The organism is Thalassospira sp. A3_1 (assembly GCF_017744215.1).
Classification (GTDB): domain Bacteria; phylum Pseudomonadota; class Alphaproteobacteria; order Rhodospirillales; family Thalassospiraceae; genus Thalassospira; species Thalassospira lucentensis_A.
The window spans coordinates 875306-899635 of record NZ_JAGHQQ010000002.1 but is presented as its reverse complement, the minus strand read 5'-3'; the positions used below and the strand labels follow the sequence as shown (position 1 = coordinate 899635).

21 protein-coding genes and 1 pseudogene are annotated in these 24330 nt (G+C 58.3%); 7 read left to right on the top strand and 15 right to left on the bottom strand.

Translation table 11 applies throughout. The features are described from left to right. Positions 1-39 precede the first annotated feature (39 nt). The 4 genes from J7395_RS11225 to J7395_RS11210 form a co-directional block, all read right to left on the bottom strand. On the bottom strand, positions 40-840 hold the full coding sequence (locus J7395_RS11225) for an SDR family NAD(P)-dependent oxidoreductase (protein ID WP_209221532.1): 801 nt from the start codon (positions 838-840) through the stop codon (positions 40-42). A 135-nt stretch (positions 841-975) separates the two neighbouring features. Then, a complete protein-coding gene (locus J7395_RS11220) occupies positions 976-3405 on the bottom strand; it encodes a TonB-dependent siderophore receptor (RefSeq protein WP_209221531.1) in 2430 nt (809 codons plus the stop codon). Between the two features lie 160 nt (positions 3406-3565). Next, positions 3566-4609 (bottom strand): FecR family protein, encoded by a 1044-nt coding sequence (locus J7395_RS11215; protein WP_209221530.1) that lies wholly within the window; start codon positions 4607-4609, stop codon positions 3566-3568. Between the two features lie 135 nt (positions 4610-4744). Beyond that, positions 4745-5257, bottom strand: coding sequence for a sigma-70 family RNA polymerase sigma factor (locus tag J7395_RS11210; protein ID WP_082832717.1), 513 nt, complete (start codon positions 5255-5257; stop codon positions 4745-4747). Positions 5258-5414: 157 nt separating this feature from the next. Here J7395_RS11210 and J7395_RS11205 point away from each other — a divergent pair, with 157 nt between their 5' ends. The 3 genes from J7395_RS11205 to J7395_RS11195 all read left to right on the top strand — a co-directional run bounded on the left by J7395_RS11205 (position 5415) and on the right by J7395_RS11195 (position 9671). Then, positions 5415-5804: a cytochrome c gene (locus J7395_RS11205; protein ID WP_209221529.1), complete on the top strand. Its 390-nt coding sequence runs from the start codon at positions 5415-5417 to the stop codon at positions 5802-5804. A 95-nt stretch (positions 5805-5899) separates the two neighbouring features. Then, on the top strand, positions 5900-6886 hold the full coding sequence (locus tag J7395_RS11200; protein ID WP_209221528.1) for a GAF domain-containing DNA-binding protein: 987 nt from the start codon (positions 5900-5902) through the stop codon (positions 6884-6886). Between the two features lie 232 nt (positions 6887-7118). Next, positions 7119-9671 (top strand): autotransporter outer membrane beta-barrel domain-containing protein, encoded by a 2553-nt coding sequence (locus J7395_RS11195; protein ID WP_209221527.1) that lies wholly within the window; start codon positions 7119-7121, stop codon positions 9669-9671. A 412-nt stretch (positions 9672-10083) separates the two neighbouring features. Here J7395_RS11195 and J7395_RS11190 read toward each other — a convergent pair whose 3' ends face one another. Continuing rightward, a complete protein-coding gene (locus tag J7395_RS11190; protein WP_209221526.1) occupies positions 10084-10263 on the bottom strand; it encodes a hypothetical protein in 180 nt (59 codons plus the stop codon). Between the two features lie 243 nt (positions 10264-10506). Between J7395_RS11190 and J7395_RS11185 the strand changes: the two genes are divergently transcribed. Together J7395_RS11185 and J7395_RS11180 are read left to right on the top strand one after the other, a co-directional pair. Next, entirely contained in the window at positions 10507-11325 is an 819-nt protein-coding gene (locus J7395_RS11185) for an alpha/beta hydrolase (protein WP_209221525.1), read from the top strand. Positions 11326-11539: 214 nt separating this feature from the next. After that, a complete protein-coding gene (locus tag J7395_RS11180) occupies positions 11540-12322 on the top strand; it encodes a transporter substrate-binding domain-containing protein (protein WP_209221524.1) in 783 nt (260 codons plus the stop codon). A gap of 66 nt (positions 12323-12388) precedes the next feature. Here J7395_RS11180 and J7395_RS11175 read toward each other — a convergent pair whose 3' ends face one another. Continuing rightward, on the bottom strand, positions 12389-13330 hold the full coding sequence (locus J7395_RS11175) for an arylamine N-acetyltransferase (RefSeq protein WP_209221523.1): 942 nt from the start codon (positions 13328-13330) through the stop codon (positions 12389-12391). Between the two features lie 360 nt (positions 13331-13690). Here J7395_RS11175 and J7395_RS11170 point away from each other — a divergent pair, with 360 nt between their 5' ends. After that, a complete protein-coding gene (locus J7395_RS11170) occupies positions 13691-14545 on the top strand; it encodes a D-amino-acid transaminase (RefSeq protein ID WP_062952698.1) in 855 nt (284 codons plus the stop codon). A 119-nt stretch (positions 14546-14664) separates the two neighbouring features. Here J7395_RS11170 and J7395_RS11165 read toward each other — a convergent pair whose 3' ends face one another. From J7395_RS11165 to J7395_RS11150, 4 genes are read right to left on the bottom strand one after another with little or no spacing between them, the layout of a single operon-like run. Then, positions 14665-16116 carry an ATP-binding cassette domain-containing protein gene (locus J7395_RS11165; RefSeq protein ID WP_209221522.1) on the bottom strand — a complete coding sequence of 484 codons (1452 nt, stop codon included), beginning with the start codon at positions 16114-16116 and terminating at the stop codon, positions 14665-14667. Beyond that, complete coding sequence (locus tag J7395_RS11160) at positions 16116-16961, bottom strand: ABC transporter permease (protein ID WP_209221521.1); 846 nt, start codon at positions 16959-16961, stop codon at positions 16116-16118. The genes J7395_RS11165 and J7395_RS11160 overlap by 1 nt, the downstream gene beginning before the upstream one ends. Beyond that, positions 16958-17896 (bottom strand): ABC transporter permease, encoded by a 939-nt coding sequence (locus tag J7395_RS11155; RefSeq protein WP_209221520.1) that lies wholly within the window; start codon positions 17894-17896, stop codon positions 16958-16960. Before J7395_RS11155 ends, J7395_RS11160 begins: the two co-directional genes overlap by 4 nt. Next, positions 17893-19455 (bottom strand): ABC transporter substrate-binding protein, encoded by a 1563-nt coding sequence (locus J7395_RS11150; protein ID WP_209221519.1) that lies wholly within the window; start codon positions 19453-19455, stop codon positions 17893-17895. The genes J7395_RS11155 and J7395_RS11150 overlap by 4 nt, the downstream gene beginning before the upstream one ends. Positions 19456-19683: 228 nt before the next feature. Here J7395_RS11150 and J7395_RS11145 point away from each other — a divergent pair, with 228 nt between their 5' ends. Next, positions 19684-20556 carry a DMT family transporter gene (locus tag J7395_RS11145; RefSeq protein WP_114123604.1) on the top strand — a complete coding sequence of 291 codons (873 nt, stop codon included), beginning with the start codon at positions 19684-19686 and terminating at the stop codon, positions 20554-20556. 98 nt (positions 20557-20654) lie between these two features. Here J7395_RS11145 and J7395_RS11140 read toward each other — a convergent pair whose 3' ends face one another. From J7395_RS11140 to J7395_RS11120, 5 genes and pseudogenes are all read right to left on the bottom strand, one after another. Beyond that, positions 20655-21101 carry a pyridoxamine 5'-phosphate oxidase family protein gene (locus J7395_RS11140; protein ID WP_209221518.1) on the bottom strand — a complete coding sequence of 149 codons (447 nt, stop codon included), beginning with the start codon at positions 21099-21101 and terminating at the stop codon, positions 20655-20657. 111 nt (positions 21102-21212) lie between these two features. Further along, positions 21213-21407, bottom strand: coding sequence for a hypothetical protein (locus J7395_RS11135; protein ID WP_063093553.1), 195 nt, complete (start codon positions 21405-21407; stop codon positions 21213-21215). Then, positions 21388-21972 (bottom strand): hypothetical protein, encoded by a 585-nt coding sequence (locus tag J7395_RS11130; RefSeq protein WP_209221517.1) that lies wholly within the window; start codon positions 21970-21972, stop codon positions 21388-21390. Before J7395_RS11130 ends, J7395_RS11135 begins: the two co-directional genes overlap by 20 nt. Further along, positions 21966-22850 (bottom strand): TIGR01459 family HAD-type hydrolase, encoded by an 885-nt coding sequence (locus tag J7395_RS11125; RefSeq protein ID WP_209221516.1) that lies wholly within the window; start codon positions 22848-22850, stop codon positions 21966-21968. Before J7395_RS11125 ends, J7395_RS11130 begins: the two co-directional genes overlap by 7 nt. Positions 22851-23208: 358 nt before the next feature. Next, positions 23209-24288 (bottom strand): annotated as a pseudogene (locus J7395_RS11120) (quinone-dependent dihydroorotate dehydrogenase); the annotation flags it as partial. Positions 24289-24330: the final 42 nt, after the last annotated feature.

The window sequence follows — 24330 nt, the reverse complement described above, 5'->3', positions numbered from 1 at the left end:
TGAACCAGTTCACCTCATGGCCCGTCACCGTGCAGCCCATCACCGTGTGGTGCAGCTTAACCCGCCATCAACCACAAGCTCGATCCCCGTGACATATTTCGCCCCGTCCGATGCCAGATACAAAACCGCCTCTGCCACATCCCACGCATCACCCATATGCCCCATCGGCACCTGCGCATTGCGGGTTTCAAGAATACGGTTGATCTCGGCCCCGTCATAAAGCCGTGCCAGCGATGCCTCGACCAGTGGCGTGTGAATAAGCCCCGGCACCACCGCATTGACCCGCACATGATGCGGCGCATATTCCACCGCAAGCGATCTGGTGAATTGCGTAACGGCCGCCTTGGCCGCGGCATAGGCCGGATAATCAATCCCCATCTGCCGCGCCCCGCTGACCGATCCGATATTGATCACCGATCCGCTTTTGCGTTTGCGCATCGCGGGCATCACCGCCTGGCAGCTATGGAAAAACCCGGTGACATTGGTCTTAAACGCGCTGTGCCAGTCTTCAACGTCAAGCCGTTCAAGCCCGCCGCCAATCACCATCCCGACATTATTGACCAGTACATCAATCTCGCCCAGCGACCCGCGCGCCGTCGAAACCGCAATATCGACCTGATCGCGTTTGGTGATATCGGCAGTCAATGCAATGACCTCGCCGCCTTCTTCCTCGATCAGCGATGCGGTTTCATCTGCGGCGATCTTGTTGATATCAACGACCGCCACCTTCGCCCCGGCCCGGGCCAGCAGCACGGACGTCGCCTTGCCATTTCCCCATCCCGGCGCACAGCAGCCACCACCAAATACCAGAACCGTTTTACCCAAAAGACGCTGATCCATGATGTCCTCCCGGAACCTTGCGGAATTCTACCAAAGGTTTCCGTTTTCCGATAGAGACACCAACCAGCAACCCCGCCATGCAAAACGGCCGTATCACGGGGATACGGCCGCCTGCATCTTTACGGATCGGAAATCTTACCAGCTATATTTCAGCGTCGCCAGAACCGTGCGGCCCTCGCCATAGAAACGGCTGCCGAACGTGTTGGACGCGACATATTCCCGGTCAAACAGGTTGGTCGCATTGACCGCAAGGCTGACATTGTCCGTCACCATGTAATTCACCATGGCATCAACCACCGTATGCGATCCCAGCAGATCGGTATTGGCATCGTTGTTATAGCGTGACCCGACAAAACGGACACCACCGCCAAGGGTCAGGTCGCCAAACACCCCATGTTCCGGAATGGTGTAATCCAGCCATGCCGATGCATTATGTTCAGGAACGTTTGACGGACGATTGCCGACATTGCCCGCAACAACATCGTCTTTGATTTCGGCATCAAGATAGGTATAGGCCAGCGTCAAATTGGTCCGCTCATCAAGCGACATCTTGCCTTCAAGCTCAAGCCCGCGCGAATTGATCTCGCCAATCTGCTGATAGGTCGCCGAAGTCGAATTCCATTGCGAAACGTTTTCCTGCGTCAGATCAAACAGGGCCGCGGTAAACATCGCATCAATCGCCGTCGGCTGATATTTGACACCAACCTCATACTGCGTGCCTTCCTGTGGCGCGGTCCCGTCCGGGCGGGAAGCCGCACTGCCATAAACCGGCTGGAAGGATTCCGAATAGTTCCCGTAAACCGAAACCTCGTCCGTCGCCTTGTAGGTCAGGCCAACGCGCGATGTGAATTTATGGTCATCGCGTTCCTCGGTTGCCCCGCTGCTAAGTGTATCGGTATCGCTTTGGACATAATCGAAACGCCCACCCACGGTCGCGATCCAGTCATCGGCAATCGTAAGCTGTTCCTGCGCATAAAGCCCATAGGCCGCCTGCGTGATTTCCGTGTCCGAGTTACTGGTAAAGTTGATGCACGAAAGCCCGCAATAAGACGGGTTGTAAGGATCAATCGGCGATGCAGTCCCGTCATAGCGTTGTTCGCGGTTCTGATCGCGATTGTAGTCAAACCCCACCAGCGTCTTGCTGTCGAACGTTTCATTCAGTGCAGTGTCGTACTGCATCTGGTTGTCGATGGCAAAACGGTCAAGCTCGCCATAGATCGCAAAAGCCCAACGGTCACCAAGTGGCGTCGTGTCGTGCAGATAAACCGTCTCGTAATCCAGATCGACATGGGTATATCGCGCGTTCTGGCGGAATTGCAGCTTGTCGGTAATCTGGTGCGAGAACTCGTACCCGATATTGGTTTCTTCTGTATCGAAAGTGTTGAAATCCGGTTCACCGAAAAACGCATTGCGGCTGGTTTCGATCCCGGCCGGAAAGCCGTAACCCAGATTGCTTTCGCGGTTGCTGTAACTGGTCAGGATCGTCAGTTCCGTTCCCGCCTTCGGCTTATAGGTAAAGGCCGGCGCAATATACACACGGTCATCCTGCGAATAATCCTGTTCGCGTTCCGCATCCTGCCAAAGTCCGGTCAGGCGATAGGTCCAGTTGCTGTCTTCCGCTACCGGCCCGGTCACATCCCCGCCACCGCGCACATGGTTTTCGCCAAGGGTAGTGAAAACCTCGCCGCCCGCTTCGTCCTGCGGGCGTTTGGTAATCAGGTTGACCAAGCCTCCCGGCCCGTTCATGCCAAACAGGCTTGATGTCGATCCTTTCAGGATATCGACCTGCTGAAGCCCATAGGGTTCCTGACGGGCCGTCACGAAGTTGTAGGTCCGTGACGACAATCCATCGCGATAGGTCGAAAGCGACGAATAAAAACCGCGGATACGGATATAGTCATACCGCACATCCGATCCATATTCGCCCGCCTGCACGCCTGCACTATAGGCGACCGCCTGCTGAATATCCTGCACATTGCGGGTTTCCAGTTCCTTCTGCGTCACCACGGAAACGGCGGCGGAATCATCAAGGATCGGCGTGTCGGTTTTCGATGCCGTGCGCGACCGGCTGGCAACAACGCTATCGCGTGTCGGCCCCATCGGGCCATAGGTACCCTCTGCATTGCCCTCAACCCGGATCGGATCAAGAACCTCGCCTTCTGCCGCCGCCGCACCGGTTGCGATCTGCTCGACCACCACGGTGCCGTCATCGGAAATGTTATAGGTCAGGCCACTTCCGGCAAACAGCCGATCCAGCGCCTGCTGCGATGTCATGCTGCCGCTGACCGCTGGCGCATCAACCCCGCGCACAAGTGCGCCATCCACCGTGATCTGAAGACCGGACTGCTGCCCGAACAGGGCCAGCGCGCTGGTCATGGATTGCGCCGGAATCTCAAATGCATGTGACGCGGCAAGGACCCGCGCCCCGCTTTGCGCCACCTGTGCCTGCGCCATCGCCGGTGTCGCGATCACGACCGGCACCAATGCGCTTGTCACCAAAAGCGCGCTTGCAAAAACCGTCTGTCTGCTGCGGCTCCGCATGCCCGCCTTACCCCCTGTGGTCATTCCATGGATCTCCGTTCTGCGTCATATACATGATCGCAAATGAGAATAAAAACGCTTCTCATTTGCGCTTAAAACACAAAACGCGCCTCGGGGATTTTTTTTCAAAAAAACTTCGGAAAATTTTTCAGATTTTTGTCAAACGGCCTGTTTCAGGCCGTTCTCAGGATGCCGACACCAGCAAAACCCACGGCGTCACCTGCCGCACCACCGCATTTTGCGCCCGTGCAATCCCGCGAAGAGCCGCCAGCGGATCGGCAAGGTTATAGACCCCCGTGACCGGTCGGGTCGCCAGCGCATCATCGGTGATGATGATCCGGCCCGGATAATAACGCCGCAGCCCGTCAATCACGGTGCCCAGCGGCTGATCCTGTGCAATCAACTGGTTCTGCCGCCATGCGGCAACCTGACCTGCGGGCAATTGGCCACGCGCCACCGCCCCCTGCCATGTCACGCTGGCACTTTGCCCGGCTTCCAGCAACTCTGCGACCGGCGGGGTGATCTGATCAAACCCGACCCGCACCAGACCATGCTCGACCGCAACATCCGTGCCCGCCTCATTGCGCCGCACGTCAAACCCGGTGCCAAGCACCGTCACGCCAACCTCGTCGGCAAAAACCGTAAAGGGCCGCTCGGCATCCGGGGTGACCTCGAAAAACGCCTCGCCGCCCAAAAGGTCGATATGGCGCTCGCCCGCCTCGTAACGCACCCGGATCGCACTTTCGGGTGCCATCGTCACCGTGCTGGCATCGGCAAGGGTGATGGTGCGCATTTCGGCGGTATCGGTCACATAATCGGCCTGCCAGCCGGTAACGGCACGGGTAACGATCCCCGGCCCGATCACGGCGGCAAAAAGCGATGCGGCAATGGCAAGCCCGCCACCAAGCCACATCTTTCGCCGCCCGAAAGCCGGGCGCACGACATTGTCTTTGCGCGATGATGATGAAACAGACGATCCTTCACCCCCCGTTCGCATCTCACGAACGAAGGGCTGCCAGCGATCAGCATGCTCAGGCGCGCCTGTCGCCATCACATCCGCCGCCCGGCGCGTGGCATTCCATGCCTGCATATGTGCGGGGTCACGTTCGCACCATTCCGCAAATGCGCGCAGAATATCCTGATCGTCCGGCTCTTCCTGCAACAGGATCAGCCAGTCGGTCGCCTCCCGTGAGGCCTGCGGCGGGATCGCATCTGTGTTCGCTGCCATTCTCGTCTCTATTCCCGGTCGGTATCGCAGATTGCGGGTGCGCACCGGCCTGCCCCGAAAAGAACCAAAGCTAAAGTTCCTACAACTACTAAACGCATTTGCGGAACTTTTTTCTATAAATATTGTGAACCCGGCTCATGCCTGATCCAGCCGCTGTTTGCAATGCTCGATCCCGTCCGCCACCAGCTTGTGCGCCAGCGGCACGGAAATATCGAGGAAGGCGGCAATTTCCTTAAGCTTTGCGCCACCAAACCGATGCATCTCGCATGCAATGCGGGTGCGTTCGGGCAATTCGTCCATCGCCGCCATCACGATCGCATACTCATCCTTGTAAAGGGCGACGGTTTCCGGGTCCGGGGCAATATCGGCCGATATCCGGGCCGCCTCGTCAAAATCCCCGGCACTGGTCACGCGGTTTTCCCGCGCCAGCCTGCGTTTGCTATCCAGCGCCAGGTTGCGCACGATCCGGTAAAGATACCCCGTCGCATCCTCGATCAGCCGCCGGTCCGATGCCGCGTCAAACCGCAACCAGGCTTCCTGCACCAGATCTTCGGCCTGCACGCGGTTACCCGTGATGCTGCTGGCATAATTCACCAGCGCCGGGCGATGCGACATGAAAAGAACAAGGGCGTTGGGGTTCGCGGACAAAGCCGTATTTCCTCGGGACGGCACAAACAACGATGCTTCACTAGCAGATATTAAGACTGATTATCAATATCTTTCGCAACATCCCGCCTGCACATTCGAAAAACTTCATTTACCAAATGGCGCTATACTCCCGCCAAAGACGAAAGAGGGAACCGCCATGATACGCAAACGAAGCCTTGTCATCCTGATCACCGGGGTCGCCGCCGCGGCCTTCCTGCTGATCAGCAACCAGCTTGCCCATCGCGGCGAGGAACAGGGCGATATCACTCGTGGCAAGGCGATTGCCGAACAGACCTGCCTGCGCTGTCATATGGAATTTGCCGGTGATCCCTATCCCGACCCGGCGATCACCACCGCCCCGCCACTGGCAAGCTTCGGTCAGCGCTGGCCGATTGAAAACCTCGAAGAGGCCCTTGCCGAAGGCATCACCGTGTCGCACGATCAACTGACCATGCCGGAATTCACCTTCACCCCTGAAACCATCGCCGATCTTCTCGCCTATCTGGACGCGCTCGCAAAAGATGCGCCATCCCGAACCGGAAGTTGATCTGCAGCCCTCGCACTGACTTCTTGCGATCCACTCGCAAACGTGTACCATCTGAAACAATAATAAAATCAAATTCAGATTGGGTAACACAAGCCATGCTATTGGATGCGCCGCATTCCGGCACGCAGGTTTTAGCGCGCCCGTCTTTCGAAATTTCCGACCTGCCATTGTCGCCCGATTGCCGGAACATTCAGGATGCCCGGTGCGACGAATGGGTTTTCCAAACGGCACAGATGCTGCTGGCGGAACCCTGTGATCAGGCAATTACCGGCATTCTCGAACTGACCGGACTTGCCGCCGGGGCAGACCGGGCATGGATGTTCGAATATGACGCAACGCTTTTGCGCTTTCGCAACACCCATGAATGGAGCCGCGAAACTGTTACCTCGCATGTCACCGATCTGCAGGACACCCCCGTGACCATGATCGCCTGGCTGCAACAGTTCCTGTCCGCCAATCAGGCCGTCATGATCAACAATGTCAGCACCCTGCCGCGTCCCGCCCGCGATCTTCAAGCCGAAATGCTGCGCCAACATGATAAAAGCGTTCTTTGCATCCCGGTCTTTTTCGAAGGCCGCCTGCGCGCCTGTATCGGTTTTGATGCCACCCGCACACATACGCATTGGGATGGCGCAATCACCTCGCAGCTTTACCGTTGCGCGAACCTGATTGCGCTTGCGCGCTATGGCAACAACACCCCCGCCCAACAAAACAGACAACCGGTTGCCCGCCTGTCGGCTGATCCGCTGATCTATATCCGCACCTTTGGTCGGGTCCGGGGTGTCACAATGGCTGAAATTGTCTGTTTGCGGTCGGCACGGGATTATACCACCCTGTTTCTCTCGGACTGGTCGTCCATGACGGACCTGCGCCCGCTTTCGATCTGGGCCGGAATGCTGCCACCGGGCCATTTTCACCGCATCCACCGCACCACGATTGTCAATCTGCATCATGTCGCGGAACTCAACCGCCATGCCGGCAGCAGCGGCGACCGATGGGAAGTCAGCCTGCGTATTCTTGATGAAACCCAAAGTGTCTCTCGCCCCTACCGCCAGGAACTGCGCAGCAAGCTCGGCGTCTGAATCGCATTTAGGGCTTTCAGCCACCCCCCATCCAGTCCCGCCGCCAAATACCCTATTTGATTGATTTTGATGTGCCGTTTTGTCGGTTCGTCGAAACTGCATGTTCGTTGGTCTCTTTCCGGTTGCGTATCTTTTCCCTGCTGCCTAAAGCCGAACACGGGACAGTCGGGAAACAACCCGGAAACAAAACTGCCCGACTTGGGGACTATCTGGGACTGACGGGCAGATAACCATGCAAAATCCACTATCGATGCGCCACCTTCGTGCTGCGCTGCGCGATATCACTGTGCTTTGCGGACTTTCGCTTGCCGGGGGACTAATCGCCCTTGCCGCGCCACAGATCGCCTTTGCACAGATCTATGTCCCCGATGGCGACAGCCAGACTGCAACGGGCATCGTTGTCATCAACGGTGGGACGATCGATAGCGGCGGCACTTACACCAATAACGCCACACTTGAGAATAGCGGTGGTAGCACCCTGACCAATAACGGCACACTGATCAACAATACCCAGTTTACCAATAACGGCACGCTGACCAATAACGGCACGTTCACCAATAACGGCACACTGATCAATAACAACGACTTCAACGTTGACAGCGCGCTGAACAGCACCGGCACACTGACCAACAACAATTTCATGACGATCAGGGCCACGCTGACCAATACCGGCACCTTTAATAATCCCGGCATCACCTCGGTCAATGGCGGGCAGCTCATCGGTAATATCTTCAATACCGGCACCTTCACCATCACAACCACCAGTTCCAATACATATTCTGGCGTCATGTCGGGCAATGGGCAGTTCAACAAGAACGGCAACCATACGCAAATCCTGACTGGCGATTCATCTGGCTTTACCGGCAGCAACTATGTCGGACAGGGAATCCTGCAGATCGGCAATGGCGGCACCACCGGGGCCCTTGGCGGGAACTTCGACGTCACCAGCCTCGGAACACTTGCCTTCAATCGCAGCGATGACCTGACCTATGCCAATGTCATTTCCGGTGCTGGCAGTGTGACCAAATTGGGGGCAGGAACGCTGACCCTGTCAGGCACCAACACCTATACCGGCACCACCACCGTTTCGGGTGGCACCTTGCTGGTCAATGGCGCGGCCAGTTCCTCGGCCTTTACGATACAGAACGGCACCACACTTGGCGGGACCGGTCCTGTTGGGGCGACCACTCTGCAATCGGGCGGTATACACGCCCCGGGCAATTCGATTGGAACCCAGACCGTCAATGGCAACTATACCCTTAACAGTGGTTCGATCCTCGCAATCGAAGTCAATGCCGCAGGCGATGCCGATCAGGTGATCGTCAACGGGGCGGTTGATCTTGGCGGCGCGACGCTTCGCATTCTTGGCCTGCCCGATAATGATATGTCCGGTCAGGACAATTACACCCACATCATCATCGCCAATGACGGGGTGGATGCAGTTGTCGGCACCTTCAACAGCATCAACAACCAGCTCGCCTTTTATGATGCCTCTGTTGCCTATAGTGGCGGCACCGGCAACGATGTAACACTTAGCCTCACACGCAACGACACCGATTTTACCGATCATGCCGTCACCGGCAACCAGTCGGCGGTCGCCGCTGTCATCGATGATCTTCCGGGGGCTGATGGTGCCACCATCCGTGCCGCCCTTCAGGGGCTGACCACCGCCGAAGTCCAGCGCGCCTACGAACAGCTTTCCGGCGACGTTCACGCCAGCACCACCGCCATCAACGGCCAGATCGCCCGTCAGGCTGGCGGGCAGATCGGCGGTCGTCTGGCCGCCCTTAACAGCAACAGCAGCACGGCCGGAACCCTCGTCGCCGCAGGCACACTTTCGCCCGCCGCACTGGCGGGGTTTGCTTCCGCCGGTCCGGCGGCGTCCGACCATATCGCAACCGATGCGGACACGCCCCTTCTCGCCCTTGGCAATGACGGCATATCCCAGACCGGTTCTGCCATCTGGCTTCAGGCGATTGGCGGCAAAGGCCGGGTTGATGGCGATGAAAATATCGATACCACCGATTACAAATGGGCCGGCATGATCGGCGGCTATGACACCCGCCTGTCGGAAACCACCACCATTGGCATCTATTTCGGCTATGCCGATGGCAACAGTCGCCAAAGTGGCCGCGACGCCACCCTTGATTCCGCCAATCTCATGGCCGGGATCTATGGCACCCATGATCTCGGCGATGACTGGCGCATGTCCGGGCAGGCCGGATGGACCCGCATTGGCATCGACAGCAGCCGCAACCTTGACTTCGGCAGCATCGACCGCACCGCCACGGCGGACTATACCGACAATGCGCTCAATGCCGATATCGAACTGGCAAAGGGCTTTGCGATTGCGCCAAACTGGCGGGCGGAACCTTATGGCGGGCTGGGTGTGACCTGGAACCGCTATGGCAGCTTTTCCGAAACCGGGGCAGATTCTGCCAATATCTCGCGCGCGGCCGATGACGACCTTTCAGGCACCGCAAGCCTTGGCGTGCGCTTTTCCGGCATGATCGATACCGGCGATGGCAAAACCCTGATCCCGCAATTCCGTCTGGGATGGGATCATCATATCGGCCCGGTTTCCAACAGCACCACGCTCGCCTTTGCCGGAACCCCGTCCTTCACCGTCTCGGGCAGCGAAACCGACCGCGACCGGCTGGTCGGCAATCTCGGCTTTGCCCTTGCCGATGATGACGGCTGGACCCTCTACGCCGATTACCAACCCTCGATCTCGGAAAACAGCCACGAACATGCCTTCGGTGCCGGCTTCAGAATGAAGTTCTAAGCCCCACCGCACCCTCTGCCTTCACACCGAACCTGCCGCAGGATGGACTCCCGCTTTCGCGGGAGTGACGGCAGGTGTGCCATACGACCAGCCCCAATCCGCAGTCCCATGCTCTCCTTCGCGCAGCAGGGACGACAAACTGACACGCCCTTCCCCCAAACCGTCATTCCCGCGAACGCGGGAATCCAGCCCTTCGTGCCACACCCTCAAAACCACCCATCAAGCCTGCAGCCCCATGGACTCCCGCCTTCGCGGGAGTGACGGCAGGTGTGCCATACGACCAGCCCCAATCCGCAGTCCCGTGCCCTCCTTCGCGCCGCGGGGACGAACAACTGACACGTCCCTCCCCCAACCCGTCATTCCCGCGAACGCGGGAATCCAGCCCTTCGTGCCACACCCTCAAAACCACCCATCAAGCCTGCAGCCCCATGAACTCCCGCCTTCGCGGGAGTGACGGCAGGTGTGCCATACGACCAGCCACAATCCGCTGCCCCATGCGCAACACTTCGCGCAGCAGGAACGAACGACTGGCACGCCCCTCCCCCAACCCGTCATTCCCGCGAACGCGGGAATCCAGCCCTTCGTGCCACATCCTCAAAACCGCCCACCGAACTCGCAGCACCGTAATCTCTCACCCTCGCGGGAGTAACGGATAATGTGTCCTGCCGCCCTTACCTCCACCAGCACCCCCGCCACAATACCGACATCACGCTCATGTGATCTCACGTGATTAAGTCGCACACGATTTAATATTGCACGACTATAAATTCACAGCTACAAGCATCTCATCGAAACAACGTTTGGCCGGTCATCGGCGAAACCGGGAAAAGGGAAGATGAAAATGCTGAATGTGAAAAACCTGCTCAAGGCGACTGCCTTTGCCTTCGGTCTGATGGCGGCGCAATCTCCGGCCTTTGCGGCTGACACGGCGGCCGCGAATGCCGCCAACACCAAACCGACCATCCTTCTGGTCCACGGCGCCTTTGCCGCCTCTGATAGCTGGGATGGTGTCGCGCCGATCCTGCAGGACGAAGGATATCGCGTGATCAGCGTCGCCAACCCGCTGCGCAGTGTATCCGGCGATGCCGCCTATACCCGCTCGCTTATCGACAGCATTCCGGGTGAGGTCGTTCTGGTCGGTCATTCCTATGGCGGGCCGGTCATCAGCAACGCCGCAACCGGTGCGGCCAATGTCAAGGCGCTGGTCTATGTCGCCTCTTTCGCCCCGGAAAAGGGTGAAACCATTGCCGAACTGGCCGGAAAATTCCCCGGCGGCACCCTGGGCGAGGCCCTGGCAGCCCCGGTTCCGCTCGGCAACGGTGTGAATGACCTTTATATCGATCCGGCGAAGTTCCACGCGCAATTTGCCGCCGACGTTCCCGCTGAAAAGGCCCGCCTGATGGCGATTGCCCAACGCCCGGTCACCGACTTTGCGCTGAACGAACCGTCTGGCGATATCGCATGGAAGGATGTGCCGTCCTACCACATCTATGGCACGGCCGATAAAAACATCCCGCCCGCCGCAATGGAATTCATGGCCAAACGCGCCAATTCAAAGGAAACCGTCGTGATTGATGGCGCCTCCCACGTCGTCATGGTGTCCCACCCCAAGGAAGTTGCCGACCTGATCCTCAAGGCCGCCAACGCCAACTGATCCTTAACGCCTGCCTCCCTCAACATCTGCCCAACTTCACGCGCCGCATCCCCCCATGCGGCGCGTCTTTTTTATTTCCCGGGATATCGGAAAACCGGACATCCCCCTGCAAAGTCCTTTTGCCCCACCCATATACAAGGGAACACACGGTTGAATTGCGGCAACGACAGAACACCGCAACCAATCACCCGGTGCCGCCGGGAAAAGGACACGGATGACATTCTTTCGCAAAGTCTGGCTGACAGCGGCCTTTTTGCTGCTGGCTCAAACACAGATACAGGCACGCGCAAGCGAAACCACCGAAACGCTGGTGATCGTCACCAACGATTATCCGCCCTATACCCATGCCACGGCGCGCGAAAGCTTCCTGCCTGATCTGTTTCGCGCCATCGGCAAAGAAATGAATGTCCGTTTCGAATTTCATTTCAGACCGTGGAAGCGCGGCGAACAGGATGTTGAAAATCTCGAAGCATGGGGCACATTGCCCTATCGCTGGTCCGAAGAACGCGACCGGAAATTCAATTTCTCCGACCCGCTCTATATCGAGGATTCCCCGTTTTTCGCCTATAACGCACAGGGTGCGAAACCCGCCATCCGATATGAAACCCTGACCGATCTGCATTCCTACCGCCTGGGCGGCATACAGGGATATTATTATCAGCCATGGTTTGAGGAAGCCGGACTAAACGTCGAATATGCCCTGTCCGAAGAACAGAATTTCAAAATGCTGCAACTGGGCCGGATTGACCTGTTTTCCACCGCGCGCTCGGTCGGATGGCACGTCATCCGAAGCCTCTTCCCGCCCGAAGAAGTTGAAAAATTCTATACGCTTGAAAAACCGCTGCTTCCGGGCGCTGGCCTGTTTCTGATGACCTCAAAGGACTATCCGAACGGCACCGAACTGCTCGAACGCTTTAACGCTGCCCTCGCCAAGGTCAAACAGAACGGCACATTCGAAAGCCTGATGAACCGCCATGAATTGTCGGTCAATTACTGACCCCACATGCCAAAAGGGCCGCAGCACTTTGCCACGGCCCCTGATCATGCTGATTTAGCGGCTTCATTACCCCTGCTTGCGCAAGGTTTCCGCACTGGCAACCACATCTTCAAGGTAGGTCCGCCACGACGGATCAACGCTGATGCCGAAAATATCGGTCAATGTCTGCTCGACATCGCCGACTGAAAGGTAATGCACCTCTTCCTCGCCCGTCCGCAGCCGGATGGTCAGGCGATTGTTCAGCAACGTGAACCTTGCATGCGGGGCGCTTCGCGCCACCATCAGAACCTTGGCAAAGCCGCTTTCGGGATGTGTGCTGGCGTAAAAGTTCATCACCTCGTAATCGATATCCTCGACCGGAACGATATCGACCTCATGCACCGGCTTCCACACCCCGTCGCGTTCAAGCTCCGTCAGGTAACGGCCATTGCGTTCCCGCACCCGGAAGGTATCATGCGGGGTGACCTGTGGCACCGAAACGCCCAGCAAAAGCGGCGCGGTCGGCACACAGCCGCCCAGCCCGACATCAACCAGCCACGCCTCGCCATCCAGCGTGACGCGCATCGCCATGTGGCAGCGCGGCCGCGGGCCATCGCCCTCGTTATAGCCCCACAATACCCGCCCGGCGAGGCTTTCGACCTCAAAACCAAGGCTGCGCAACACGCGGCGGAAAAGGCCGTTCTGCTCGAAACAATAACCACCGCGTCCTTCAAGAATGATCTTGCGGTCAATATCCTCTGGCGCAAGGCTCACCCCCTTGCGACACAGCACATTGATCGCCTCGAACGGGATATGGGCGGGATGCAGCGCATGCAGATCGCGCAAAACCTCAAGCGTCGCCTCGCGCGGGCCGTCATAGCCGATCCGCGCGAAATAGGCGTCCAGATCAACCTGCGGCTCAGGCAGCGGAAAGGGCTTCGCCCAGCTTGCGTCAATCGCGTTCTGCACGCTGGAAGTGATCGCGGCATCATCGAATTTGGGGGCACTCATCGGCAGATGCGTATTCATCGGGGGGGCTCCGTGTCTTGTCCGTTTGGGGCGTGATGTAATCAGGACTTCCGTTTCTGGAACAGGACCATAGGACCTCAAGTTAAGTTCAGGTCAATAGACTATTTCAACATTTTTTCATCGAATGTTCTGCGGTTCTGCGCGCCAATGAACGCATATATATGCGACATTGCGGCATTCGAAAGGCCGCAAAGGCAATTTTCCACCTTTTATACGCAACAACCAAAGCGTCGCGCGACAAACCCGCCCGCTCTGTGCTATCGAAATGGGTATATGGTTTAACATGCGCGATCGGCCATCCCCGGAAACCGGATTTCCGGTATCGCCTTTCGACGGTTCCCGAACAGACAGGAAGATGACATGCGTACTGTTTATGTGAACGGCGACTATCTGCCGGAAAATGAAGCCAAGGTTTCGATCTTTGACCGTTCCTTCCTGTTTGCCGATGGCGTGTATGAAGTCACCTCGGTACTCGATGGCAAGCTGATCGATTTTAACGGTCACATGACCCGTCTGGCGCGTTCGCTGTCGGAACTGGGCTTCACCTACAAGGCCGATATCGACGAACTGCTTGAAATCCACCGCGAACTGGTCAAACGCAACGACATCACCGAAGGTCTGGTTTACCTGCAAATCTCGCGCGGGTCGGCCGGTGACCGTGATTTCGCGATCAAGGATGACACCCCGGCAACCGTCGTTCTGTTCACGCAGTCGAAATCGCTGATCAAATCGCCGCTGGCCGAACGCGGCCAGAAAATCCTGACCTATCCGGATGTCCGCTGGCGCCGGTCTGACATCAAAACCGTGCAGCTTCTTTACGCATCCCTTCTTAAAACCGAAGCCGCCGCCAAGGGGGCTGATGATGCGTGGATGGTGCTCGATGGTTATGTTACCGAAGGCTCGTCAAACAACGCCTATATCGTGACGCAGGATAACGTCATCGTCACCCGCCAGCTTTCCAACGACATCCTGCATGGCATCACGCGCAAGGCCGTCCTGAAATGTGCCGAGGAATTGCAGCTCAAGGTCGAAGAACGCCTGTTCACCGTCGATGAAGTCTATGCCGCCAAGGAAGCCTTCTCGACCTCGGCCTCGGCCTTTGTCTGCCCGGTCGCCGAAGTCGATGGCAAAAAAATCGGCGACGGCACCCCCGGCCCGATCGCCAAGCGGCTGCGCGAAATCTATATCGACGCCAACCGCGCCACCGCGATCTGACCCCTCAGCATCTCGCGTCCCAAACGCAAAACGCCGCCTTTAACGGGCGGCGTTTTTTTGTTTGTGTGAAATAGTCGGTGCCTCGCGACCGGACCAGCGGCCACAAGCCAAATAAGCCGTTATGCCGCTTTGGCCTGTGTGGTCGCGGTCCGCGCATTATCAATTCGGATGATCCGGTCGGCAATGCGTTCGGCCAATACCTCGTCATGTGTCACCAGCAGCAATGCAAGATCGCGTTCGCGAACCTGTGCCACCAGAAGGTCGATCACCCGTTTCTGACTGACCGGGTCAAGCCGCGATGTCGCCTCGTCGGCAAACAGCATCACCGGATCCAGAAGAAGCGACCGTGCAATCGCAAAACGTTGCAATTCCCCACCCGAAATGGCCGAGGGCGGCCTTGCCAGAAGCCCGCGATCAAGGCCAAGGCTTTCCATCATCGCGGTCTGGCGTGCCGTGTCGATCCCGTGCAACCGCCGAAGGTCGTCAAATCCCTGACCAAGCGTCTGATGGGCAATAAAGGCCGATGGCGGGTCCTGATAGATTTTCTGGTATCGCATCGCCGGAAGATTTCCCGGTCGCGCCACCGTCCCCTCCTGAAACGGCATCAATCCCAGCAAAATATTGCCAAGCGTGCTTTTGCCGCTGCCGCTTGGCCCCAGGACCACGGTGATCTCCCCCCGGTTAAGGGTGATATCAAGCCCGGAAAAAAGCTGCCTTTCGCCAAATGACTTGCCGATACCGCGCCCGGTGACCACCGCTTTATCACCCGATGACGTCGCATCGTTACGGGGATGCGGATGGTCGCGCATCGGCCAGTTGCGTGGCAAGCTCGCCACCAGATCCCGGGTATAAGGATCGGACGGCGCAGACAAAATATCCGCCGCCGCCCCGGCCTCAAGCAACCGGCCACGCCGCATCACGCCGACCGTCCCGCCAACCTGTTCGGCCAGTTCAAGATCATGGGTGATCACCATCATCGCCCGGCCAAGTGCAATCTCGCCGCGCAGCAATTCGCCCACCACCTTGCACAATGCCCGGTCAAGGCCCTTGGTCGGCTCGTCGGCCAGCATCACCGGGCTGCCGCCCGCATGGGCCATGGCAATCGAAACGCGCTGCGCCATGCCGCCCGACAATTCAAACGGATAGGCATTTCCCGCATGGGCAAGCCCCACCGCCGAAAGTTCACCGTCCGCCTTCTGCCCGGCTTCCCGCGCCGGAACACCATGCAGGGCGGTGTAAACTTCCGCCACCTGCCCCTGCACCCGCATGGTGGGGTCAAGCGCAAGCCACGGCTCCTGCGGCAAAAGGGCAATCTTGCGTCCCCACAAGGCACGTCTGGCATCGGCTGTCTGTGTCAGAAGATCCACCCCGTCAAACAGTATTTTCCCCTCGCACACCAGACTGTCAGGCAGGCTGCCCATCACCGCATGCATGATCAGGCTTTTGCCCGATCCGGTTTCCCCGATCAGGCAAACCGGCCTGTCCGGGCCAAATGCCAGCGACACATCATCGACCAGAACCGTGCCACCCTGTGTGCGCACCGTCAGATTTTCGATACGGATATCATGCATCAGCTTTTCCTTCCGGCCAGAAGCTGCAACGCCAGAACCAGCAGGAAAATCGCCGCTGCCGGCATCATGATCTGCAACGGGGCCTCGCTGTAATAGGGCATCAGTTCAACAATCATCGCGCCAAGCTCGGGTGTTGGCGGGCGCAGACCGACATGGATCGCGCTTAGCGTACTGACCGCAATGATCGCCGATCCGGTGGCAAAGGCAAAAAGCGTGATCATCGGCCCGGCCAGCGCCGGGAAAATGATCCGTGTCACGATGTAAAACCGCCCGAACCCCAAAAGCCGTGTGGCTTCAACACTGGGCGATGTCATGACACGCGCCGTTTCAATGCGCGCCACCCGGAAAAACTCGACCCAAAGATAAAGCGCCAGGCCAAGATAAAGCGGCCCGAACTGCCCCGGCGCAAACGCCAGCAACAGCAGAACCAGCAACAATCCCGGCAGGGCCAGAACAATATCGGAAAGCGCGACAAGCCCGCGTTCGATTAACCCGCCGCGTGCCGCCGCCAGAATGCCCAGCAAAATCCCCGGCACCGCCGCCGTCAATGCCGTCACAAAGGCCATGACAAACGAAAGCTGCGCACCGAATGCAAGACGTGCCAGCATCGAACGACCGAAATGATCGGTCCCCAATATATGCGCCGCATCGCCCGGCGCGATCAGAACCGCCTCGTAATCCTGTGCCAGCGGATCAGTATCAATCAGCATCGGCCCGATAAAGGCAAACGCCAGAAGCGGCACAATGATCGCCACCCCCGCCATGCGTGCGGTTGTCCAGAATCCGCCAGCCTGCTGTTCGGCCAGACCAGCCGGAAGATGCGCAAGTGACCCGGTTTTCATCATGCTGCCCTCCGCAAACGCGGATCAAGCCGCAGACACATAAGATCAACCACACTGTTCAGCAGCACGAACAATCCCCCCATGGCAAGGGCCGTGCCCTGCACCATCGGCACATCGCGCGCGATGATCGCATGGACAAGCGCATGACCGATCCCCGGAAAGGCAAAGATCGATTCAACCACGACCACCCCTTCGACCAGATACACCATCTGCAAACCCAGATAGGTGACAACCGGCAGGGACGCATTGCGGACCCCGTGGCGCATCACCACCGCCCGGTCAGACAACCCCTTGTACCGGGCATGGATGAAATAGGGGGCGGATGCCACCCCCATCATGGCATCGCGCATCACGCGCGACGACATCGCCGCAAGACCAAGTGCGAGTGTGAACGACGGCAGCACAAGGTTCTCCCAGCCACCAAATCCTGCGGTCGGCAGCCAGCGCAACGTCACCCCGAACACCATCATGAACAGGATCGCCAGAACAAAGGGCGGCACGGCACGCAAACCGACCGCGACAAGCAGCATCATCCGATCATAGACCGATCCGGGAAACAGCCCGGCAATTGCCCCGGCCACCGGCCCGATGACAAGCGACAGCACAAAGGCCGTCACCGCCAGCCAAAGGGTATAGCCAAGCTGCAAACCGATCTCGTGGATCACCGGTGCCCCGGTCACCAGCGAATGGCCCAGATCAAACCGGACCAGATCGCCCATCCATGACAGGAACCGGACAAGGATCGGCTGATCCAGGCCAAGTTCGGCCCGGACCATATCCGAAATCGCATTATCCATCATGTCCGGGCCATACCGGCCTGCGGCAATCCTTAATGCCGGATCACCCGGCAGGAAATACATCAACGCAAAACTCAGCGTGCCGACGATCAGAATAACCGCCACAAGCTGCATCAGGCGGGTCGCAATCAATCCCTTCATCGAGCCCACCGCAGATCGGCAAGGTAATAATTCTGCTCATACGGATCGATGCGGACATTTTCCAACCGCGCATTCGATGCCATGGCAAGCTCGCTCCAGACCAGCGGAATGGTCGGCAATTCGGCCTGCAGGATATCGGCAAGCTTCTTTTGCATCTGCGCGCGCGCATCCCCGTCCGTCGTCTTGCGCAAATCGGCAATCAGGTCTTCGGCCTCGGCATTGTGCCAGTTCATCGCCCCCCAATCGGCCCCGCCGGGACCATAATCTTCCATCACCGTCGCCAGTGGATCGGGCACCATCGAAAAACTGCGTGTCACAAGGGCTGCCTCAAGCGTACCATCGGCATGACCGGCCGGAATTTCGGTATAACTGCCCACCGAAATCTCAAGCCCGATACCGACATCGCGCAACTGTGACTGCAATGCCGTGGCAATCAGCGGCAAATCCGGCCAGCTGGCATAGGTCCGCACCGTCACATCAAACCGTTTGCCATCCTTTTCAAGGATGCCATCCGAACCGGCAACCCAGCCCGCATCGGCCAGCAATTCGCGCGCCTTTTGCGGATCGAAATCAAGCACCGGCATATTCGCATCGTACCAGTCGCGAATTTCGGGCGGGAACATCTGGCTTGCCGCCAGATCGGTGTTGCGCATCACAACCCCGGCAATCGCCTTTCGATTGATCGCAAGGCTCAGCGCCTGCCGCTCCACCGTTTCGTCAAAGAACGGCTGCGCCAGATTGAGTTTCAAAAGCCGGGTCCGCGGGACGGTCGCCACCGTCACATTCACATCGGGATTGCCCTTAAGCTGTGTCACCGCAACCGGCAACAGCGACAGAACCAGATCGGCATCGCCACTTTGCGCCATCATCGCGCGCGTCTCACCGCGACTGACCGCAAGATAGCTGACCTTCTCGATCTGCGCGCGACCATTCCACCATTTGTCAAACGCCGAAAGCTCGATCCGAAGCGGCGGCACAACCGCATCAACCCGATATGCGCCGGTGCCAATAATTGTCTGGACTTCCCCGGCATCGTCAAACGATCCCGGTGCAAGGATGATGGTGCTGTAATGCGCCAGAAACGCCGGCAACATCGCAAACGGCTCGGACAGCGTGATCACGATGTCATTGCCCGATGCGGAAATGCCGGTAATCGGTGCCTGGCGCAGCACACCGGGGCGCTCGAACGCGCGGTTAAGATCGGCGGCCACAATTTCGGCCGTCATCGGCGTGCCATCATGGAATGTCACATCATCGCGCAGGCTGATTTCCCAGCGCAGCCCGTCCTCGCTTGCCTGGCTGCCTGTCGCCAGCATCGGCACGATCTGGCTTTCGCGATTGACCGTAAACAGCGTTTCGGCGGCCTGCATGCGGCTGAAAAGATAGCCCGACTTGGCCGGATCAAGTCCGGAAATCTCAAGCGGGCTTGCAATATCAAGCACATCGTCATTCGCCCCGGCCATCGCCACACCGGTAATCCCTCCGGTGGTTTCAACCGCCCCGGCAACCGCCAGAATACCGGCAAGGGTATAAAAACGGGCAAGCAGTGCTCGCGTCATCATCTTCTCCATGAAACAAATTTGTTATGATATAACATAACACTTAAAATCTGTTCCAAGGCAGAAAGTCAACCGTTTTTGCGAACGTCTCGCAAAATTCATCCCCCCTTCCCGGAATGCCGACCGACCGCTTTCTTTGCTGGCCTCAACCGGCACTTTGCCCTAAAGCTCAGAAAACAGATGGTGATTGCGATAACCCACCATCACACAGGGAAAGCGCCACGAACCATGAATGCACAACAGCCCCAGCACAACCTGACCGGCATCATTCTGATGTGTGCCGGTGTCGCCCTGCTGTGTGTCAATGATGCCCTGGCCAAGGGATTGATGGATCATTATTCACCGATCCAGATCATCTTTCTGCGCAATTCGATTGCCCTGCCCTTTGCCGCCCTGCTGGCCATAAAAATGGTCGGGTTCGGCGGCCTGCGGTCCAATCGTATTGGCGTGCATTTCATGCGCACCGTCATCTGGATCACCGCGACCATCATGTTCTTTACCAGTATCCACCTGATGGGACTGGCGGAGGCCACGGCCCTTGCCTTTGTGGCCCCGCTTTTTATCACCGCGATTTCATCGGTGCTGATTGCGCGGGTTGGCTGGCGGCGCTGGGTGGCCGTGATGGTCGGTTTTTTGGGTGTTCTGGTGATTGTGCGCCCCGGTGCCGCAACGTTTGAGCCCGTCTCGCTTTTGCCGGTGGCGACCGCCTTTACCTATGCGCTTCTGATGCTAAGTGCGCGGCTTCTTGACCCCCGCGAAAGCATGTGGACGCTTCTGTTTTACCTCAGCTTCACCAGCACCCTGCTCAGTGCCTGTGCCGTCTGGTACTTCTGGACCCCGATCAGGGCAGAGGATATCGGACTTTTCATCGCCATCGCCTTTGTCGGCACCAGCGGCATGACCCTGATCACCCAGGCCTTCCGCGTGGCTGATGCGCCAACCGTCGCCCCGTTTGATTACACCGCCCTCGTCTGGGCCACCGGACTTGGCTGGTTCTTCTGGGGCGAAACGCCCGATCTTCTGACCTTTGTCGGTGCGGCGATCATCACCGGAAGCGGCATCTTCATCATCTTCCGCGAAAAGCGCGTGGCCGAAAGCTGATGCTCCCCCAAACCGTCATTCCCGCGAACGCGGGAATCCAGCCCTCCGTGCCGCTTACTCAAACACCACCAAAGGACAAAGGGCCTATTCCTCCGGCCTCACCCCATAAGTCGCCATCGCCCCGGCCGCATGTCGGCCTCGTTAACATCGGCCCTGAACCGATAGCTCGGCGCAACAATCTCGCGCGCCTGATCAATTGCCACATCAATCACCATGCCGACCTTAAACGCATCGCCCGCCATGCCTTGCAGGATCACCTGCCGCTCGGCAAAACCGTCATCACCGTTTTTCAAAAGCACGGCCCGCCCATAAAGCTGCCAGCCCTTCTGCGAAAACACGTCAACGAAACTGACACAGACACGCGGGTCATGGCGAATGTTCTTCACCGATTGTGGGGATGCGATATTGGCAATGATGATCCGGTCCTCGCCATAACAGGCAAAGATTTCCTTGGGGCTGACCGACGGCCCGTCTTCGGAAACGCTCGCCAGCCAGCACAAAACCGACCGCCCGGCATAATCGCGAATATCATCTGTCAGAAGCATGGTTTTTCCGGTTTGTTGAGGCCCCAATACTCTGCCACCGCAATCCCGAAACCACAAAAACAAAACCCGCCTTCCAACGGGAAAGGCGGGTGCAAACGGAATTACAGCAAATCAGTAATTCGCCTTAAAAGGCGGCTCTCGCCCGTCCCTTGCGGCAAGCTCGGCAATATTGCGCAACAGATTACGCTTGCTTTGGGTGCGCCGACGGCCGGAATTTGGCTGCACGTCACCCTTGCCAGACAGGCCCAATTCGGCCCGTTTCTGGCTGATGCGTGCTGCCAACTCTTCAATCGTGATTTCGCGCATTCACGTGTTTTTCCAGAAAATTCAAATCGAAATCGCCTGAAGTTTCCTCGACGATACGTTTATCAAGATAAGGTTTATCAAGCTCAAACGCAAGCTGGTACAGGCGTACAGCCTGATCAAGCATATCTGAAGCATAGTGCGGCGGGCTGTTGTATTGCCCCATGCGATCTGCAATCAAATCTTCGATGCAAATCACCGAAACGCTATGGTCCGCATCCAGCCGAAGCAGATAGACACGATCATAGCTCCCGCGCCCATCCATGAGGTTACTATCAACAACCTCGACACCGACTTTCAGCTTCGGGTGCTGAAACCCGCGGGAAAATGATCCCGGCCCGACACTGCGCTCAAAACCGACTGCCTCAAGGGCATCCTCGAACACCTGCTGCCAGGCTGTTACGATATCAAGATCACCGGAAACAAGCTCGCCAAGTGTCGCCAGTTCAACAGCCGCGCCACCGACAAGCACGGGCCGATTATGACCATGTCGCTCCACGACATCTGACGCATCGGACAGCAGTCGCAGTGCTTCGACTAATTCAGGCCTGTAAAAGGCGTTTACCAACAAAAATCCCCAACCGCATAGGTAATGCTCCGCCCGGTCGCGTTCAGCAGCGCGTCAAGCCTGCCTTTTTCCGGCAAAGTCCCGCGCGGTGCGCCAAGTTCCTCGGCATGGATGCCACCGGTCACAAGGGCGACATCAAGCCCGGCATTGTTTGATCCGGCGACATCGGTCGAAAGGCTGTCGCCGACGACCAGAAGCTTCGCATCCGGGCCCTTGTCAAACAGTTGCAGACAGAAATCATAGGCACTCGCCAGCGGCTTGCCTTCCCAGCGGACATTGCCGCCCAGCACCTCGTAACGCGCGGCAATCGCCCCGGCACAGATGATGCGGTCCCCGCCGCGGATCACCTCGCGGTCCGGGTTCGGGCACAGCATCGGAAGGTCGCGCGCCTTGGCGGCATGCAGCAGATCCTCATAAACCGAAACCGCGTCATAATCGTCATTCGGCCCGGTCACCAGAAGCCAGTCGGCATCGGCCACATCCTTGACGATTTCAACATCCTGCCCTTCAAACATCGACATGTCGCGCACCGGGCCGACACTCATGACCTTGCGGCCAAGCTTCGCATACCAAGGATCGGTCCGTGCGAGAAGCTGGCTATAGGCGATCTCGCCCGATGCCACCGCCGGGCCATAAAGGTCGCGCGCAATGCCCATATCTTCCATCCGTGCGACCACGACGCTGGATCGGCGCGGCGCGTTCGACAAAAGGGCCACCGGCACACCGGCCTTTTTAAGCGCCTCCATCGCCGGGATGGAGCTTGGATAGGGCGTCACCCCGTCATGCACCACGCCCCAAAGATCAAGGATCACCGCATCGTACTGTTCGATCACTTCCGACAGGCCGTTGATCATCTGATAGCTGGTGCCAACCGTCATTCACGCATTCCACTTCATGTTAAAATCGTCGTCATCCTCGCGGCGGGCTTGATGGGAAAGCCCAAAGCCATCCCACCCAAACCGTCACTCCCGCGCACGCGGGCGTCCATGCCGCCACAGGTAAATCCTATTCCGCCGGTCCGTTTTTGGGCCCAGACTTTGGTCCAGCCTTTGGCTCGGCCTTTGGTGCAGCCTTGCTTTTCGCCGCCGCAGGTTTCGCCGCCGGCTTCTTGGCAGCAGTCTTCGCCGCGGGCTTCTTCGCCGCCGTTTTAGCCGCCGGAGCCGCTTTCGCCGCCTCGGCCTTGGCGGGTTCCGCCTTCGCCGTCACCACCGCCTTGGCTGCGCGCGCTTCATCCACCGGGGCGCTGCGCCCGGAAATTTCCGGATAGGCCGCCCCAACCGCATCGGCAACACTGGCAAAACCGTCCTTACGCAACCGCCGTGCAAGGTCTTCCTTGATATCGGTCACAAGCTCCAGCCCGTGATAGACAAGGGCGGAATAAAGCTGCACCAGCGACGCCCCATTAAGGATCTTCTCATAGGCATCCTTGCCCGATGCAATCCCGCCGACCCCGATCAACGGAATTTTGCCTTCGGTCAGGCGATAAAAATCGGCGAGAACCTTGGTCGAGGGCTCCATAAGCGGCGGGCCGGAAAGACCGCCCTTTTCATCCTGATCATAGGAATTGAGCCCGACCGGCCGATCAATCGTGGTGTTCGAAACAATCATGCCATCAAGCTTGAGCTTCAAGACCACCGCGGCAATATCGGCCTTGTCTTCCTCAGTCAAATCCGGTGCGACCTTAAGCAGCACCGGCACCCCCTTGGCATGACTATCACGCGCCGAAAGAACCGACGTCAGAAGCTTTTCAAGCGGCCCGTGCCCCTGAAGCGCCCGCAGGCCCGGCGTATTGGGCGAGGATACATTGACCACCAGATAATCGGCATAGGGACCAAGGGCCGCAACGCCCTTCACATAATCCGCCGCCGCATCTTCGGAATATTTGTTTTTGCCAAGATTGGCACCCAGAATGCCTTTGCGCGCGCGCTTGCGCAGGCGTTCGGCAACAACGGCGGCCCCCTCATTGTTAAAGCCCATGCGGTTGATCACCGCCCGGTCGGAATAAAGCCGGAAAAGCCGGGGCTTGGGATTACCCGGTTGCGGTTCGGGGGTGACCGATCCGATTTCAACAAAGCCAAACCCGTGGCTAAGCGCCTGATTGGGGACCTCGGCATTTTTGTCAAACCCCGCGGCAAGTCCGACCGGATTGGCAAATTTGCGCCCGAAAACCTCGGTCTCAAGGATCGGTGTGGCATCCAGCGCATCATCATCGCGCGGCACCAGATTGTTTTTCAGCGCGCAAATCGCAAGACCATGCGCGGTCTCCGCATCGATCCAGCGCACAACCGGCAAAACCAGTGACTTGTACCACCCCACGCGACCTGCTCCGTGCTTGTAAATACCTGCCTTGTTCTTACG